Source organism: Streptomyces exfoliatus (assembly GCF_000725545.1).
GTDB classification, from domain to species: domain Bacteria; phylum Actinomycetota; class Actinomycetes; order Streptomycetales; family Streptomycetaceae; genus Streptomyces; species Streptomyces exfoliatus.
Genome location: NZ_JNZP01000015.1, coordinates 95,653 through 112,039 on the forward strand (window position 1 = coordinate 95,653; position 16,387 = coordinate 112,039).

The 16,387-nt window shown below is 70.8% G+C and carries 16 protein-coding genes; 1 reads left to right on the forward strand and 15 read right to left on the reverse strand.

The annotated features are described in order from the left end of the window. Positions 1-213: 213 nt before the first annotated feature. From coaBC to pyrR, 12 genes are all read right to left on the reverse strand, one after another. Positions 214-1,443: a bifunctional phosphopantothenoylcysteine decarboxylase/phosphopantothenate--cysteine ligase CoaBC gene (gene coaBC / locus IO20_RS0118160; protein ID WP_030551918.1), complete on the reverse strand. Its 1,230-nt coding sequence runs from the start codon at positions 1,441-1,443 to the stop codon at positions 214-216. A gap of 96 nt (positions 1,444-1,539) precedes the next feature. Beyond that, positions 1,540-1,812 (reverse strand): DNA-directed RNA polymerase subunit omega, encoded by a 273-nt coding sequence (gene rpoZ / locus IO20_RS0118165; RefSeq protein WP_017242218.1) that lies wholly within the window; start codon positions 1,810-1,812, stop codon positions 1,540-1,542. A 61-nt stretch (positions 1,813-1,873) separates the two neighbouring features. After that, positions 1,874-2,461, reverse strand: a complete 588-nt coding sequence (gmk, locus tag IO20_RS0118170; protein ID WP_030204475.1) for a guanylate kinase — start codon at positions 2,459-2,461, stop codon at positions 1,874-1,876. Positions 2,462-2,534: 73 nt separating this feature from the next. Further along, entirely contained in the window at positions 2,535-2,858 is a 324-nt protein-coding gene (locus IO20_RS0118175) for an integration host factor (protein ID WP_030204477.1), read from the reverse strand. Between the two features lie 331 nt (positions 2,859-3,189). Next, positions 3,190-4,026 (reverse strand): orotidine-5'-phosphate decarboxylase, encoded by an 837-nt coding sequence (gene pyrF, locus IO20_RS0118180; RefSeq protein ID WP_030551917.1) that lies wholly within the window; start codon positions 4,024-4,026, stop codon positions 3,190-3,192. Beyond that, the gene (locus IO20_RS0118185; protein WP_030551916.1) at positions 4,023-5,132 is read right to left on the reverse strand and encodes a quinone-dependent dihydroorotate dehydrogenase; all 1,110 of its coding nucleotides are present in this window, start codon (positions 5,130-5,132) and stop codon (positions 4,023-4,025) included. Before IO20_RS0118185 ends, pyrF begins: the two co-directional genes overlap by 4 nt. Before the next feature lie 75 nt (positions 5,133-5,207). Next, positions 5,208-8,516 carry a carbamoyl-phosphate synthase large subunit gene (gene carB, locus IO20_RS0118190; RefSeq protein ID WP_030551915.1) on the reverse strand — a complete coding sequence of 1,103 codons (3,309 nt, stop codon included), beginning with the start codon at positions 8,514-8,516 and terminating at the stop codon, positions 5,208-5,210. Continuing rightward, on the reverse strand, positions 8,509-9,675 hold the full coding sequence (gene carA, locus IO20_RS0118195) for a glutamine-hydrolyzing carbamoyl-phosphate synthase small subunit (RefSeq protein ID WP_030551914.1): 1,167 nt from the start codon (positions 9,673-9,675) through the stop codon (positions 8,509-8,511). Before carA ends, carB begins: the two co-directional genes overlap by 8 nt. Further along, entirely contained in the window at positions 9,672-10,250 is a 579-nt protein-coding gene (locus IO20_RS0118200; RefSeq protein ID WP_030551913.1) for a PH-like domain-containing protein, read from the reverse strand. Before IO20_RS0118200 ends, carA begins: the two co-directional genes overlap by 4 nt. Continuing rightward, complete coding sequence (locus tag IO20_RS0118205; protein WP_030551912.1) at positions 10,247-11,533, reverse strand: dihydroorotase; 1,287 nt, start codon at positions 11,531-11,533, stop codon at positions 10,247-10,249. The genes IO20_RS0118200 and IO20_RS0118205 overlap by 4 nt, the downstream gene beginning before the upstream one ends. Before the next feature lie 2 nt (positions 11,534-11,535). Then, complete coding sequence (locus IO20_RS0118210; protein WP_030551911.1) at positions 11,536-12,516, reverse strand: aspartate carbamoyltransferase catalytic subunit; 981 nt, start codon at positions 12,514-12,516, stop codon at positions 11,536-11,538. Positions 12,517-12,600: 84 nt separating this feature from the next. Further along, the gene (pyrR, locus tag IO20_RS0118215; RefSeq protein WP_030551910.1) at positions 12,601-13,167 is read right to left on the reverse strand and encodes a bifunctional pyr operon transcriptional regulator/uracil phosphoribosyltransferase PyrR; all 567 of its coding nucleotides are present in this window, start codon (positions 13,165-13,167) and stop codon (positions 12,601-12,603) included. Between the two features lie 246 nt (positions 13,168-13,413). Here pyrR and bldD point away from each other — a divergent pair, with 246 nt between their 5' ends. Beyond that, the gene (gene bldD / locus IO20_RS0118220; RefSeq protein WP_017242229.1) at positions 13,414-13,914 is read left to right on the forward strand and encodes a transcriptional regulator BldD; all 501 of its coding nucleotides are present in this window, start codon (positions 13,414-13,416) and stop codon (positions 13,912-13,914) included. 213 nt (positions 13,915-14,127) lie between these two features. On the opposite strand, the gene nusB is transcribed toward bldD, so the two are convergent. Genes nusB through IO20_RS0118235 form a run of 3 tightly spaced genes read right to left on the reverse strand, consistent with a single transcriptional unit; the run spans position 14,128 to position 16,295 of the window. Continuing rightward, positions 14,128-14,565, reverse strand: a complete 438-nt coding sequence (gene nusB, locus IO20_RS0118225; RefSeq protein ID WP_030204495.1) for a transcription antitermination factor NusB — start codon at positions 14,563-14,565, stop codon at positions 14,128-14,130. Between the two features lie 2 nt (positions 14,566-14,567). Then, positions 14,568-15,134: an elongation factor P gene (efp, locus tag IO20_RS0118230; protein ID WP_030204497.1), complete on the reverse strand. Its 567-nt coding sequence runs from the start codon at positions 15,132-15,134 to the stop codon at positions 14,568-14,570. A 48-nt stretch (positions 15,135-15,182) separates the two neighbouring features. Then, on the reverse strand, positions 15,183-16,295 hold the full coding sequence (locus tag IO20_RS0118235; protein ID WP_030551909.1) for an aminopeptidase P family protein: 1,113 nt from the start codon (positions 16,293-16,295) through the stop codon (positions 15,183-15,185). Positions 16,296-16,387: the final 92 nt, after the last annotated feature.

Sequence of the window (16,387 nt, forward strand, 5' to 3'; positions counted from 1 at the left end):
TAGCGGACCGGCAGGGGCTGCGCCCCAAGACGTTCCGCGGACAGTCTATCGGTCGTGGTCGGGGGATGGACCAGGTGTCTCGCCTGGCGAATGCCCTGAGCGGGTGAATCCGGCCCGCTCGGGGCCGGTCCTGGCCCTGGTGGGGCACACATCACACGCGTCCGGGGTCCCACGGGCTTCGCGGGACGTGGTGTGTCAGGTTCACGCCCGCCGTCAGGTCGTGGAGCGCAGCCTCGGCAGGATCAGGTCCCACACGGTCTCGGCGAGGGCTTCCTTCGGCCCGTACGGCACGGGGGTCTCGGCGCCGTCCGAGGCGAGGACCACGGCCTCGTTCTCCTCGGAGCCGAAGGTCTTCCGCTCCCCCACCTCGTTGACGACGAGGAGGTCGCAGCCCTTGCGGCGGAGCTTCTCGCGGCCGTTGGCGAGGACGTCGTCCGTCTCGGCGGCGAAGCCGACGACGACCTGGCCGGGCAGGGCGCGGTCGGCGGCGAGCTCGGCGAGGATGTCGGGGTTGCGGACCAGCTCGACGGTGGGCGCTCCGCCGTCGTCCTTCTTCTTGATCTTCCCCGCGGCGTAGACGGCGGGGCGGAAGTCGGCGACGGCCGCCGCCATCACCACCGCGTCGGCGTCGGCGACGGCCTTGAGCACGGCCTCCCGCAGCTGGAGCGCGGTGCCGACGTGGACGACGTCGACGCCGGCCGGGTCGGCGATGCCGGTGTTGGCCTCGACGAGGGTGACCCGGGCGCCGCGGGCGGCGGCGGCCTTCGCGAGGGCGTAGCCCTGCTTCCCGGAGGAGCGGTTGCCCAGGTAGCGGACGGGATCGAGCGGCTCGCGGGTACCGCCGGCGCTCACCACGACATGACGTCCGGCGAGGTCCGGGGCGGCGGCCGCGCCTCGGGCGAGACCGTGCCGATTCAAGATGTTGCGGCAGACCTCGAAGATCTCGGCCGGGTCGGGGAGCCGGCCCTTGCCGGTGTCGACGCCGGTGAGACGGCCGACCGCGGGCTCGATGACGACGGCGCCGCGGCGGCGCAGGGTGGCCACGTTCTCCTGGGTCGCCGGGTGCTCCCACATCTCGGTGTGCATGGCGGGGGCGAAGACGACGGGACAGCGCGCGGTGAGCAGTGTGTTGGTGAGCAGGTCGTCCGCGAGGCCGTGGGCGGCCTTGGCGAGCATGTCGGCGGTGGCGGGGGCGACGACGACGAGGTCGGCGGCCTGGCCGATCCGGACGTGCGGGACCTCGTGGACGGACTCCCACACCTCGGTGGAGACGGGGTTGCCGGAGAGCGCGGACCAGGTGGCCTCGCCGACGAAGTGGAGGGCGGAGTCGGTGGGGACGACGCGGACGTCGTGGCCCGACTCGGTGAGCCGGCGCAGCAGCTCGCACGCCTTGTAGGCGGCGATACCGCCGCTGACCCCCAGAACGACCTTCGGCTTGGCCACGGCTGTCACTCCCCGCGCTCGGATGCGTACGACTCCATGAGACACCACAGGCCCGGCGGATGTTCCGCCGGGCCTGTGGTGACAAGCGTTACGTGCTTACTGCGCCGGACCCTCGATGGCCTCGGACGTCAGCAGACCCGCGTTGATCTCCCGCAGGGCGATCGAGAGCGGCTTCTCGTGGACGTGGGTGTCGACGAGCGGACCCACGTACTCCAGCAGGCCCTCGCCGAGCTGGGAGTAGTACGCGTTGATCTGACGCGCGCGCTTGGCCGCGTAGATCACGAGGCTGTACTTCGAGTCCGTGGCCTCGAGCAGCTCGTCGATCGGCGGGTTGATGATGCCCTCGGGCGCAGTCATGGAAGAGGACACGCTCTACCTTCCGAAGATGGAAAAAGATGAGAAATGCTGTCGGGTCAGGAGGCCCTCGGCGTCAGCCGTTGTTGTCCCGGCCCTCAGTGGACAGCAGCATCAACGTTAGCAGCTCGCGCGCCACGTCCTCGACGGAGGTGTTGACGAGGGTGGTGTCGAACTCCGACTCGGCGGCCAGTTCGACCTTCGCGGCGGCCAGACGGCGCTCGATGACCTCGGGCGACTCGGTGCCGCGGCCGGTGAGGCGGCGGACCAGCTCCTCCCAGCTCGGCGGGGCCAGGAAGACCAGCTGCGACTCGGGCATCGAGTCCTTGACCTGACGGGCGCCCTGGAGGTCGATCTCCAGGAGCACCGGCTCGCCGGAGCCGAGACGCTCGAGGACGGCGCCGCGCGGGGTGCCGTAGCGGTTGCCCGCGAACTCGGCCCATTCGAGGAGCTCACCGTTGGCGATCAGCTTGTCGAACTCGTCGTCCGTCACGAAGAAGTAGTGGACGCCGTTCTTCTCGCCGGGGCGGGGCTTCCGTGTCGTCGCCGACACCGAGAGCCAGACCTCGGGGTGGACCTTGCGCATATGAGCGACGACCGTGCTCTTGCCGACCCCTGAAGGGCCGGAGAGCACGGTCAGCCGCGGACGTGCCTCTGCTGCCATGCAGCGATTATTCCAGCTTTACGAGGGTGCCCGGGACGCGCGTCCCGGATCGGAAGCCGGACGGGGCACCGGATCAGGCGCCGGTGCTGCCGAACTCGCGCTCCAGGGAGGCGATCTGGTTGGAACCGAGACCGCGCACCCGGCGGCTCTCGGAGATGCCGAGCCGCTCCATGATCTGCTTGGCGCGGACCTTGCCGACGCCCGGGAGCGATTCGAGCAGCGCGGAGACCTTCATCTTGCCGATGACGTCGTTCTCCTGGCCGGTCTTGATGACCTCGTGAAGCGAGGCGCCGGAGTGCTTGAGTCGATTCTTGACCTCGGCCCGCTCCCGGCGAGCCGCGGCGGCCTTTTCGAGCGCGGCTGCGCGCTGTTCAGGGGTAAGGGGCGGAAGAGCCACGCCTACGTCACCTCGGATGTCGATCTGTCGGATACGGACCGGTGAGGAACCTAGTCGCCCCACACCAGTGGAGCAACGATCAACGCAGTGGTCGTTGAACGCCTGCTCTGCTCCGGAGACTAGCGGCCGAGGCCGCTCCAGTCAGCGAGAACAGCGGAAAAGTCCTGGTCAGCATCGACTGACCGGGACTTTTCCGGCATAACGACCCGGTTTTGAGCCAAGTTTTCGTCAAGGAGTGAGACGGCCCGGTGAGACGGTTCGTCTCACCGGGCCGAAACGGCTCCGAAACGGGGTCGATCCGCTCCGACCTGCGGATTGACCGTGGCGTCCGTTATCCGCCGACGGCGGCGCGGATCTCGTCCGCGTACCGGTGCGCCGAGTCCCGCAGGGCGGTCGCGTCCGGGCCGTGCCGCAGGACCCCGCGGCTGACGTTCGGGACGACGTTGCCGACGGCCGAGCCGAAGACGGCGGGGAGGTCGGCCGGGGTCGCGCCCTGGGCGCCGATGCCGGGGGCCAGGAGGGGGCCGTTGATGTCCAGGTCGAACGAGGACAGGTCGCCGAGGGTGGCGCCGACGACCGCGCCGAAGGAGCCCATCGGGGTCTCCCCCGCGTTCTCCTCGGCCAGGTGGGCCAGCATCGTCGCGCCGATCGTCCGGCCGTCCTCGCGCACGGCCCGCTGGACCTCCGACCCCTCCGGGTTGGACGTGAGGGCCAGGACGAAGAGTCCGGCGCCGGACTCGCGGGCCAGGTCGACGGCCGGCTTCAGGGAGCCGTAGCCGAGGTACGGGGAGACCGTGAGCGCGTCGGAGAAGAGCGGGGAGTCCTTGCGCAGGAACGTCTCGGCGTACGCGGCCATGGTCGAGCCGATGTCACCGCGTTTGGCGTCCATGACGACCAGGCCGCCCGCCGCGCGCAGGTCGGCGACGGCCCGCTCCAGGACGGCGATGCCGCGCGAGCCGAAGCGCTCGAAGAAGGCGGACTGGGGCTTGAAGACGGCCACGGTGTCGGCGAGCGCCTCGACGACGGTGAAGGTGAAGCGCTCCAGGCCGGCGATGTCGTCGGTCAGGCCCCAGGAGTCGAGCAGCGCGGCGTGCGGGTCGATGCCGACGCAGAGCGGGCCGCGCTCGTCCATGGCGGAGCGCAGGCGGGTGCCGAAGGAGAGGGTCACGGGGTGGCCTTTCGGTTGTCGGCGCCGACGGCCTCGGCGAGGGTGGCGTACGGGGAGGCCGCGAGGCGCGCGGCGAGGCCCTTGTGGATCGCGCGGGCATAGAACGGGCCCTCGTAGATGAAGGCGCTGTAGCCCTGGATGAGGGTGGCGCCGGCCAGGATGCGCTGCCAGGCGTCCTCGGCGTTCTCGATGCCGCCGACGCCCACCAGGACCAGCCGGTCGCCCACGCGCGCGTGGAGGCGCCTGAGGACCGCGAGGGAGCGCTCCTTGACGGGGGCGCCGGAGAGGCCGCCGGTCTCCTTGATCAGCGCGGGGTCGGACTTCAGACCCAGGCCTTCGCGCGCGATGGTGGTGTTGGTGGCGATGATGCCGTCGAGGCCGAGCTCCAGGGCGAGGTCGGCGACGGCGTCGACGTCCTCGTCGGCCAGGTCGGGAGCGATCTTCACCAGGAGCGGGACGCGGCGGTCGGTGACCGTCCGGTCGGCCGCCTCCCGTACCGCCGTGAGGAGCGGCCGCAGGGACTCGGTGGCCTGGAGGTTGCGCAGGCCCGGGGTGTTCGGCGAGGAGACGTTCACGACCAGGTAGTCGGCGTGCGCGGCGAGGCGCTCGGTGGACTTCACGTAGTCGGCGGCGGCCTCGGCCTCCGGGACGACCTTGGTCTTGCCGATGTTGACGCCCACGACGGTCCTGAAGACCGGCACGCGCGCGTGGAGGCGGGCGGCGACGGCGGCGGAGCCCTCGTTGTTGAAGCCCATGCGGTTGATCAGGGCGCGGTCGGGGACGAGCCGGAAGAGCCGCTTCTTGGGGTTGCCGGGCTGGGGCTCGCCGGTGACCGTGCCGATCTCGACGTGGTCGAAGCCGAGCATCGACATGCCGTCGATGGCGACGGCGTTCTTGTCGAAGCCGGCGGCGAGCCCGAAGGGACCGTGCATGCGGAGGCCGAGGGCCTCGGTGCGCAGCTCCTTGTACCGGGGCGCCAGGACGGCGGCGACGAAGGTCCGGAGCACGGGGGTGCGGGCGGCGAGCCGGATCCAGCGGAAGGCCAGGTAGTGGGCCTCCTCGGGGTCCATGCGCTTGAAGACGAGGTCGAAGAAGAACTTGTACATGTTTCCGGTCCAGGTCTGCTCATGACGAGGGGGACACCGCAGGTCCTGCCGGTGTCCCCCTCGTCGTACGGGCTGCTAGTCGCGGGCCGCGGTCAGGTGCTCCGCGTGCTCCTGGAGCGAGCGGACGCCCACGTCGCCCCGGTTGAGCGCGTCGATGCCCTGGACGGCCGCGGCGAGCGCCTGGACCGTGGTGAGGCAGGGGACGCTGCGGGCGACCGCCGCCGTACGGATCTCGTAGCCGTCGAGGCGGCCGCCGGTGCCGTACGGGGTGTTGACGATCAGGTCGACCTGGCCGTCGTGGATGAGCTGGACGATCGTCTTCTCGCCGTTGGGGCCCTCGCCCTCGCTGAGCTTGCGCACGACGGTGGCGTTGATGCCGTTGCGGCGCAGGACCTCGGCGGTGCCGGAGGTGGCCATCAGCTCGAAACCGTGGGCGACGAGCTCGCGCGCCGGGAAGATCATCGTGCGCTTGTCGCGGTTGGCGACCGAGATGAACGCGCGGCCCTTGGTGGGCAGCGGGCCGTAGGCGCCGGCCTGGGACTTGGCGTACGCCGTGCCGAAGACCGCGTCGATGCCCATGACCTCGCCGGTGGAGCGCATCTCCGGGCCGAGGACGGTGTCGACGCCGCGGCCGTGCACGTCGCGGAAGCGCGACCACGGCATGACGGCCTCCTTGACGGAGATCGGCGCGTCGAGCGGCAGGGTGCCGCCGTCGCCGGTCCTCGGCAGCAGGCCCTCGGCGCGCAGCTCGGCGATGGTGGCGCCGAGCGAGATGCGGGCGGCGGCCTTCGCGAGCGGGACGGCGGTCGCCTTCGAGGTGAAGGGGACGGTCCGGGATGCGCGGGGGTTGGCCTCCAGGACGTAGAGGATGTCGCCGGCCATCGCGAACTGGATGTTGATCAGACCGCGCACGCCGACGCCCTTGGCGATGGCCTCGGTGGAGGCGCGCAGCCGCTTGATGTCGAAGCCGCCGAGGGTGATCGGGGGCAGGGCGCAGGCCGAGTCGCCGGAGTGGATGCCGGCTTCCTCGATGTGCTCCATGACGCCGCCGAGGTAGAGCTCCTCGCCGTCGTAGAGGGCGTCGACGTCGATCTCGATGGCGTCGTCGAGGAAGCGGTCGACCAGGACCGGCCGGGTGGGGCTGATCTCGGTGGACTCGGCGATGTACGACTCCAGGCGGGACTCGTCGTAGACGATCTCCATGCCGCGGCCGCCGAGCACGTACGAGGGGCGTACGAGGACGGGGTAGCCGATCTCGTCGGCGATGGCCTTGGCGCCGGCGAAGGTGGTCGCGGTGCCGTGCTTGGGGGCGGGGAGACCGGCGTCGGCGAGGACCTGGCCGAAGGCGCCGCGGTCCTCGGCGGCGTGGATGGCCTCCGGGGAGGTGCCGACGACCGGCACGCCGTTGTCCTTGAGCGCCTGCGACAGGCCCAGCGGGGTCTGTCCGCCGAGCTGGACGACGACACCGGCGACGGGGCCGGCCAGCGTCTCGGCGTGGACGATCTCCAGGACGTCCTCGAGCGTGAGCGGCTCGAAGTACAGACGGTCGGAGGTGTCGTAGTCCGTGGAGACGGTCTCCGGGTTGCAGTTGACCATCACGGTCTCGTAGCCGGCGTCGCTGAGCGCGAAGGAGGCGTGGACGCAGGAGTAGTCGAACTCGATGCCCTGGCCGATGCGGTTCGGGCCGGAGCCCAGGATGATCACGGCGGGCTTGGTGCGCGGCGCGACCTCGCTCTCCTCGTCGTACGAGGAGTAGAAGTACGGGGTCTTGGCGGCGAACTCGGCGGCGCAGGTGTCGACCGTCTTGTAGACCGGGCGGACGCCCAGGGCGTGCCGGACCTCGCGGACGACGTCCTCGCGCAGGCCCCGGATCTCGGCGATCTGGGCGTCGGAGAAGCCGTGGCGCTTGGCCTCGGCGAGGATCTCCGGGTCGAGCTTGTCGGCGGCGGCCAGCTCGTCGGCGATCTCCTTGATCAGGAAGAGCTGGTCGACGAACCACGGGTCGATCTTCGTGGCGTCGAAGACCTCCTGCGGGGTGGCGCCGGCCCGGATCGCCTGCATGACGGTGTTGATGCGGCCGTCGGTCGGGCGGACCGACTCGCGGAGCAGCTCGGCCTTGTCGCCCGGCTCGCCGACGAAGGTGAACTGCGAGCCCTTCTTCTCCAGGGAGCGCAGGGCCTTCTGGAGCGCCTCGGTGAAGTTGCGGCCGATCGCCATGGCCTCGCCGACCGACTTCATGGTCGTGGTCAGCGTGGAGTCGGCGGAGGGGAACTTCTCGAAGGCGAAGCGCGGGGCCTTGACGACGACGTAGTCGAGCGTGGGCTCGAAGGACGCCGGGGTCTTCTCCGTGATGTCGTTGGGGATCTCGTCCAGCGTGTAGCCGACGGCGAGCCGGGCCGCGATCTTGGCGATCGGGAAGCCGGTCGCCTTGGAGGCGAGCGCCGAGGAGCGGGAGACACGCGGGTTCATCTCGATGACGATGATCCGGCCGTCGACCGGGTCGATCGCGAACTGGATGTTGCAGCCGCCGGTGTCGACGCCGACCTCGCGGATGATCGCGATGCCGATGTCGCGCAGCCGCTGGTACTCGCGGTCGGTGAGCGTCATCGCCGGGGCGACGGTGATCGAGTCACCGGTGTGGACGCCCATCGGGTCGAAGTTCTCGATGGAGCAGACGACCACGACGTTGTCGTTCTTGTCGCGCATCAGCTCCAGCTCGTACTCCTTCCAGCCGAGGATGGACTCCTCCAGGAGCACCTCGGTGGTCGGGGAGAGCGTGAGGCCCTGGCCCGCGATGCGGCGCAGCTCGTCCTCGTCGTGGGCGAAGCCGGAGCCGGCGCCGCCCATGGTGAAGGAGGGGCGGACGACGACGGGGTAGCCGCCGAGGGTGTCGACGCCCTTGATGACGTCGTCCATGGTGTGGCAGATGACCGAGCGGGCGGACTCGCCGTAGCCGATCTTGGCCTTGACGGCCTCGACGACGCCCTTGAAGAGGTCGCGGTCCTCGCCCTTGTTGATGGCCTCGACGTTGGCGCCGATGAGCTCGACGCCGTACTTCTCCAGGACGCCCTGCTCGTGCATGGAGATCGCGGTGTTGAGCGCGGTCTGGCCGCCGAGGGTGGGCAGGAGGGCGTCGGGGCGCTCCTTGGCGATGATCTTCTCGACGAACTCGGGGGTGATCGGCTCGACGTACGTGGCGTCGGCGATCTCCGGGTCGGTCATGATCGTGGCCGGGTTGGAGTTGACCAGGATGACCCGCAGGCCCTCGGCCTTGAGGACTCGGCAGGCCTGGGTGCCGGAGTAGTCGAACTCGGCGGCCTGCCCGATGACGATCGGGCCGGAGCCGATGACCAGGACGGACTGGATATCGGTGCGCTTAGGCACGCTCGGCCTCCATCAGGGATACGAAGCGGTCGAAGAGGTACGCGGCGTCGTGCGGGCCCGCGGCCGCCTCGGGGTGGTACTGGACGGAGAAGGCCGGCTGGTCGAGCAGCCGGAGGCCTTCCACGACGTTGTCGTTCAGGCACACGTGGGAGACCTCGGCGCGCCCGTAGGGGGTGTCGGAGACCTTGTCGAGGGGCGCGTCGACGGCGAAGCCGTGGTTGTGCGCGGTGACCTCGACCTTGCCGGTGGTGCGGTCCTGGACGGGCTGGTTGATGCCGCGGTGGCCGTACTTCAGCTTGTAGGTGCCGAAGCCGAGGGCGCGGCCGAGGATCTGGTTGCCGAAGCAGATGCCGAAGAGCGGCGTTCCGCGCTCCAGGACGGCCTGCATGACGGCGACGGGACCGTCGGCGGTGGCCGGGTCGCCGGGGCCGTTGGAGAAGAAGACGCCGTCCGGGTTCACCGCGTAGACGTCCTCGGCGGTGGCGGTGGCGGGCAGCACGTGCACCTCGATGCCGCGCTCGGCCATCCGGTGCGGGGTCATGCCCTTGATGCCGAGGTCGACGGCGGCGACGGTGAACTTCTTCTCGCCGATCGCGGGGACGACGTACGGCTCCTTGGTGGCGACCTCGGCGTAGAGGTTCGCGCCCTTCATCTGGGGCTGCGCCTGCACGCGGGAGAGCAGCTCGGCCTCGGGGGCGACGCCCGCGCCGGAGGCGCTGTTCAAGGCGGTGCCGGAGAAGATGCCGACGCGCATGGCGCCGCGCTCGCGCAGGTGGCGGGTGAGGGCGCGGGTGTCGATGCCGGAGATGCCGACGACGCCCTGGCGCTCCAGCTCCTCGTCGAGGGTGCGGGTGGCGCGCCAGTTGGAGGAGACGCGGGCGGGGTCGCGGACGACGTAGCCGGAGACCCAGATCCGGCCGGACTCGGGGTCCTCGTCGTTGACGCCGGTGTTGCCGACGTGCGGGGCGGTCATGACCACGACCTGGCGGTGGTACGACGGGTCGGTGAGGGTCTCCTGGTAGCCGGACATGCCGGTGGAGAACACGGCCTCGCCGAAGGTCTCCCCCACGGCCCCGTAGGCGCGGCCGCTGAAGGTGCGGCCGTCCTCCAGGACGAGTACGGCGGGAACCTTCACGGCTCCCCTGGTGGAGGTCGTCATCGTGCGATGCCTTCCGTCGTGCTTACGGGGTTCATGGAGTTGATGGCCTCGACCCAGGCGGTGTGCTCGGCCGCCCGGTCGGACCGGAAGCCGGAGTCGAGCAGTTTGTCGCCGTGCGCCCAGGTGACGATCAGCAGGCCGCCCTCGGCGAGGACCTTGCCGGCGATGCCCTTGTCGAGGCGGGCCTCGCGCAGGGCCTCGGCCGGGACGAAGAAGTCGTTCGCCCCGGGGCGTACGACGGCGAGTCCGGCGTCGGTGAGCGTGAGCTCGACGCGGCTGCGGGTGCCGAGGCCGTGGGCGACGATCCGGTCGAGCCACTGCCCGGCGGTCGTGGACCCGTGGTAGCGCCCGCTGAGAGTCAGTTTCGCCGCCCCGGCCGTCCGCGGCGCGGTGGGCAGCTCGGGCAGGTCCGACTGGAGGCTGCCGCGCCACTTCCAGCCCTGGCGCATCAGCCAGTAGACGAAGGCGATGAAGAGCAGGAGCCCGACGACCCAGCCGATCCTTCCGGCCCAGTCGGTCACCTCCGCCGACTTCTGATCGGCTGCCTCTGCGGCGATTGCGATGAGTGGTGTCACGCCAGCTTCCCGTCCACGACCGTTGCCCGGCCCCGCAGGAAGGTGTGGGTGACGCGTCCCGGCAGCTCACGGCCCTCGTAGGGGGTGTTTCGGCTGCGGGAGGCGAAGTCCGCGGGGTCCACCACACCACGGTAAGCCGGATCGACCAGGGTCAGGTTCGCGGGCTCACCTGCCGAGACGGGTCGTCCGTGGCCCTTGGCCCGTCCGATGCGGGCGGGCGCGAAGGACATGCGGTCGGCGACGCCGGCCCAGTCGAGGAGGCCGGTCTCGACCATCGTCTGCTGGACGACGGAGAGGGCGGTCTCCAGGCCGACCATGCCCATGGCGGCCGCGGCCCACTCGCAGTCCTTGTCCTCGTGCGGGTGCGGGGCGTGGTCGGTGGCGACGATGTCGATCGTGCCGTCGGCCAGCGCCTCGCGCAGCGCGAGGACGTCCTTCTCGGTGCGCAGCGGCGGGTTGACCTTGTAGACGGGGTCGTACGAGCGGACCAGCTCGTCCGTGAGGAGGAGGTGGTGCGGGGTGACCTCGGCGGTGACGTCGATGCCGCGGGACTTGGCCCAGCGGACGATCTCGACGGAGCCGGCGGTGGAGAGGTGGCAGATGTGGACGCGGGAGCCGACGTGCTCGGCGAGGAGGACGTCGCGGGCGATGATCGACTCCTCGGCGACGGCGGGCCAGCCGCCGAGGCCCAGCTCGGCGGAGACGATGCCCTCGTTCATCTGGGCGCCCTCGGTGAGGCGGGGCTCCTGGGCGTGCTGGGCGACGACGCCGCCGAAGGCCTTCACGTACTCCAGGGCGCGGCGCATGATGACGGCGTCGTCGACGCACTTGCCGTCGTCGGAGAAGACGGTGACGCCGGCGGCGGAGTCGTGCATGGCGCCGAGCTCGGCGAGCTTCTTGCCCTCAAGGCCGACGGTGACGGCGCCGATGGGCTGCACGTCGCAGTAGCCGGACTCCTTGCCGAGGCGGTAGACCTGCTCGACGACACCGGCGGTGTCGGCGACCGGGTGGGTGTTGGCCATGGCGAAGACGGCGGTGAAGCCGCCGGAGGCGGCGGCGCGGGTGCCGGTGAGGACGGTCTCGGAGTCCTCGCGGCCGGGCTCGCGCAGATGGGTGTGGAGGTCGACCAGGCCGGGCAGCAGGATCTGGCCCTGGGCCTCGATGACGGTGGCGCCCTCGGCGGACAGGTCGGTACCGACCTGCTCGATGGTCTCGCCGTCGACCAGGACGTCCTGGACCTCGCCGCCCAGCACCTGCGCACCGCGGATAAGGATCTTGCTCATGGTTACTTGTTCTCCTCGGTACGGGTGTGGGTGACGGCCGAGTCGTTGCCGCCCAGAAGCAGGTAGAGGACCGCCATCCGGATGGACACGCCGTTGGCGACCTGCTCGACGACCGTGCAGCGGTCGGAGTCGGCGACCTCGGCGGTGATCTCCATGCCGCGGACCATGGGGCCGGGGTGCATGACGATGGCGTGCTCGGGCATCTTCGCCATCCGGTCGCCGTCGAGCCCGTACCGGCGCGAGTACTCGCGCTCGGTGGGGAAGAAGGCGGCGTTCATCCGCTCGCGCTGCACACGCAGCATCATGACCGCGTCCGACTTCGGCAGCACCCGGTCGAGGTCGTACGAGACCTCGCAGGGCCAGGTCTCGACGCCGACGGGGACCAGGGTGGGCGGGGCCACCAGGGTGACCTCGGCGCCGAGGGTGTGCAGCAGGTCGACGTTGGAGCGGGCGACCCGGCTGTGCAGGACGTCGCCGACGAGCGTGATCCGCTTGCCCGCGAGGTCCCGGCCGAGCCCGGCGTCCCTGCCGACCAGACGGCGGCGCATGGTGAAGGCGTCCAGGAGGGCCTGGGTGGGGTGCTGGTGGGTGCCGTCGCCGGCGTTGACGACGGGGGCGTCGATCCAGCCGGAGGTGGCGAGGCGGTACGGGGCTCCGGAGGCGCTGTGCCGGATGACGACCGCGTCGACGCCCATGGCCTCCAGGGTCTGCGCGGTGTCCTTGAGGGACTCGCCCTTGGAGACGCTGGAGCCCTTGGCCGTGAAGTTGATCACGTCGGCGGAGAGGCGCTTCTCTGCGGCCTCGAAGGAGATCCGGGTCCGGGTGGAGTCCTCGAAGAAGAGGTTGCAGATGGTCCGGCCGCGCAGGGTCGGCAGCTTCCTGATGGGCCGGTCGGCAACCCGGGCCATCTCCTCGGCGGTGTCGAGGATCAGGACGGCGTCGTCGCGGGTGAGGTCGGCGGCCGAGATGAGGTGACGCATCATCGGGGTGTCTCTCCGTGGTGGGGAGTGTGAGGGCATGCGGGGGCGCAGGGGTGTGCCCCGGCCCCGCGGGGGAAGCCGGTCCGGCTAGGCGGAGGGCCTGGAGCCGAGCAGGACGGTGTCGCGACCGTCCTCCTCGGCGAGCTGGACCTTGACCGTCTCCCGCAGCGACGTGGGGAGGTTCTTGCCGACGTAGTCGGCCCGGATCGGAAGCTCGCGGTGGCCGCGGTCGACGAGGACGGCGAGCTGGACGGCGCGCGGCCGGCCGATGTCGCCGAGGGCGTCGAGGGCGGCGCGGATGGTGCGGCCGGAGAAGAGCACGTCGTCGACGAGGACGACCAGACGGCCGTCGATGCCGTCACCGGGGATCTCGGTGCGGCCGAGGGCACGGGCGGGCTTCAGCCGCAGGTCGTCCCGGTACATGGTGATGTCGAGGGAACCGACCGGGATCTTGGTGCCGGTGATCGATTCGAGCTTCTCGGCGAGCCGGCGGGCGAGGAAGACACCGCGGGTGGGAATGCCGAGGAGAACCACGTCGTCCGCGCCCTTGGCGCGCTCGACGATCTCGTGTGCGATGCGGGTGAGGACCCGCGCGATGTCCGGGGCCTCGAGAACGGGCCGCGCGTCATCGCCGTACTGCTGCTGGGTGTCCATGAAGAAACGGACCTCCTTCTCCGCCTCACGGGACGGCTCTTAAAGGACGTCGGATTTGCGCCGTCAACGTTACCAGGAACGGTCGGCCGTCCTGCTCGCACCCCGGTCGCCACTCCGCGCACCGTCCCTCAGGAGGGGGTGGTGCGGACCTTTCGGCTTGACGGGAAAGAGTAACGCTGCGTAACCTCACAGTGAGTTACCAGCCGCGCGGCGCAGCCGCATGTCGTCACAGCGTCCGGGAGCGTTATGTCCAGCGAATACGCAAAGCAGCTCGGGGCCAAACTCCGCGCCATCCGCACCCAGCAGGGTCTCTCCCTCCACGGGGTGGAGGAGAAGTCCCAGGGGCGCTGGAAGGCCGTCGTGGTGGGCTCGTACGAGCGTGGCGACCGCGCGGTGACCGTGCAGCGCCTTGCCGAGCTGGCTGATTTCTACGGGGTGCCGGTGCAGGAGCTCCTGCCGGGCACGACCCCGGGCGGGGCCGCCGAGCCGCCGCCGAAGCTGGTCCTGGACCTGGAGCGCCTGGCCCACGTCCCGCAGGAGAAGGCGGGCCCGCTCCAGCGCTACGCGGCGACGATCCAGTCGCAGCGCGGCGACTACAACGGCAAGGTGCTGTCGATCCGCCAGGACGACCTGCGCACCCTCGCCGTCATCTACGACCAGTCCCCCTCGGTCCTCACCGAGCAGCTGATCAGCTGGGGCGTGCTCGACGCGGACGCGCGCCGCGCGGTCGCCCACGAGGACAACTGACCTGCCGCTTCCTGCCGGAGGCTCAGCAGAAACGTACCGCCGGGCCCGTGGACGTCATCCGACGTCCACGGGCCCGGCGTTTTTCGTCCCACCAGCCACAGGGAACCCAGGGCGTGCAGGGGACCCAGGAAGCCCGGGGAACGCCGAAGGGGCCCGCAGCACGAGTGCTGCGGGCCCCTTCGACCGCCGCTGACGTCCGAGGACTCAGGCGGCTCAGGCGTCGGTGTCTCGACGCAGCCGCGGCTTCAAGTCCTTGAAGCGCGCGAGCAGGCCGTTGACGAAGGTCGGGGACTCGTCCGTGGAGAACTCCTTGGCGAGCTGCACCGCCTCGTCGATCGCGACCGCGTCCGGCGTACCGTCCTCCCAGATCAGCTCGTACGCACCGAGGCGCACGATGTTCCGGTCGGCGACGGGCATCCGATCGAGGTCCCAGTCCACCGCGTAGGTCGCGATGAGCTCGTCGATCCGCGCCACGTGGGCCGCGTACCCCTCGACCAGCTGCATGGTGAAGTCGTTGACCGGCGGCTGACGGTCGTCCGACCGCGCGTGCCGGACCTGGTCCGCGAGGACCTCCTGGACGGAGGCGCCACGCTGGTCGGCCTCGAAGAGGATCTGGAAGGCGCGCTTGCGGGCCTTGCTCCGAGCGGCCACGGTTAGTCGTTCACCCGGCCGAGGTAGTCGCTGGTGCGGGTGTCGACCTTGACCTTCTCACCGGTGGTGACGAAGAGCGGGACCTGGATCTCATGGCCGGTCTCCAGCTTGGCGGGCTTGGTGCCGCCGGTGGAGCGGTCACCCTGGACGCCCGGGTCGGTGTGCTCGATCGTCAGCACGACGGCGGCGGGGAGCTCGACGTAGAGCACCGAGCCCTCGTGCTGGGCGACGGAGGCGGTGAAGCCCTCGATCAGGAAGTTGGCGGCGTCGCCGACGGCCTTGCGCTCGACCATGAGCTGGTCGTACGTCTCCATGTCCATGAAGACGAAGTAGTCGCCGTCCATGTAGGAGAACTGCATGTCGCGGCGGTCGATGGTGGCCGTCTCGACCTTCACGCCGGCGTTGAAGGTCTTGTCGACGACCTTGCCGGACAGCACGTTCTTGAGCTTGGTGCGCACGAAGGCCGGGCCCTTGCCGGGCTTGACGTGCTGGAACTCGACGACGGACCAGAGCTGGCCGCCTTCGAGCTTGAGCACCATGCCGTTCTTGAGGTCGTTCGTGGAAGCCACGGTTGCGGAATCTCCTGGACTGACGTGGACCACGGAGGCGTACGCGCCTTACAGCGCGAGCAGCTCCTTGGTCGTGATGGTGAGTAGCTCGGGTCCGCCGTCCGCCTCCTGGCGCACGACGAGCGTGTCATCGATCCGGACCCCGCCCCGGCCCGGGAGGTGGACCCCCGGTTCGACGGTGACCGGCACACAAGCGTCCAGTTTACCCATGGCCGAGGGTGCGAGCTGCGGGTCCTCGTCGATTTCGAGCCCCACCCCGTGCCCGGTGAGGGGTACGGCCGCCTCCGCGTGCCCCGCCGCGTCCAGGATCTGGCGGGCCGCGCGGTCCACGTCACGGTACTCGGCGCCGGGTACCAGGGACTCCCGGCCGGCCCGCTGAGCGGCGAAGACGAGTTCGTAGAGCTCGATCTGCCAGTCGGCCGGCGTCGTTCCGATGACGAACGTGCGGCCGATCTCGCAGCGGTAGCCCCGGTAGTCGGCGCCGAGGCAGACGGAGAGGAAATCCCCCTCCTCAACCCGGCGGTCGGTGGGCCGGTGCCCGCGCCGCCCGGAGTGCGGCCCCGTCGCCACCGAGGTGGGAAAGGCGGCCCCGTCGGCCCCGTGGTCGACGAGCCGCCGCTCCAGTTCCAGGGCGAGGTGCCGCTCCGTCCGCCCCACGAGGATCGACTCCAGAAGCTCCCCGAGCGCCTGGTCGGCGATCTCGGCGGCGATCCGGAGGCAGGCGATCTCGTCCTCGTCCTTGACGATCCTCAGCTGCTCCACGGCGCACGCGAGGTCGGCGAGGCGCAGTCCCGGCGCGATGGAACCCATCTCCCGGTGCCGGGCCACGGTCAGGTGGTGCTCCTCCACGGCGAGCGCGTCGGCGCCCGCCCGGCGGGCGAGGTCGACGGCGGCGACGGCCGGATCACCGCCACCGATCGGCAGGACCTGCCGGCGGAGCAGCTCGTCGAGCCGTCCGTCGGCCGGTTCGCCGCCGGGCGCGACGGGGCAGAGCAGGACGTCGGCGTCCGGCTCCGGCCCGACGAGGAGCACGGCGCCGGGGGGCGAACCGCCCGCGAGATAGCGGACGTTGGCGGGGCGGGAGACCAGGGCCGCCGGGCTGCCCGCGGCCGCGCACCGATCGCGCAGCCGTACACGGCGGTCCGCATACACCTCTGACATGCTCCGAGCGTACGAGGAGCGCGCCGCGGTGGCCTGTTCAGCACGGCCGTCCGGGCGGAGGCTCGGGGGCGTCCCGCCGATCGGGCCGGGAG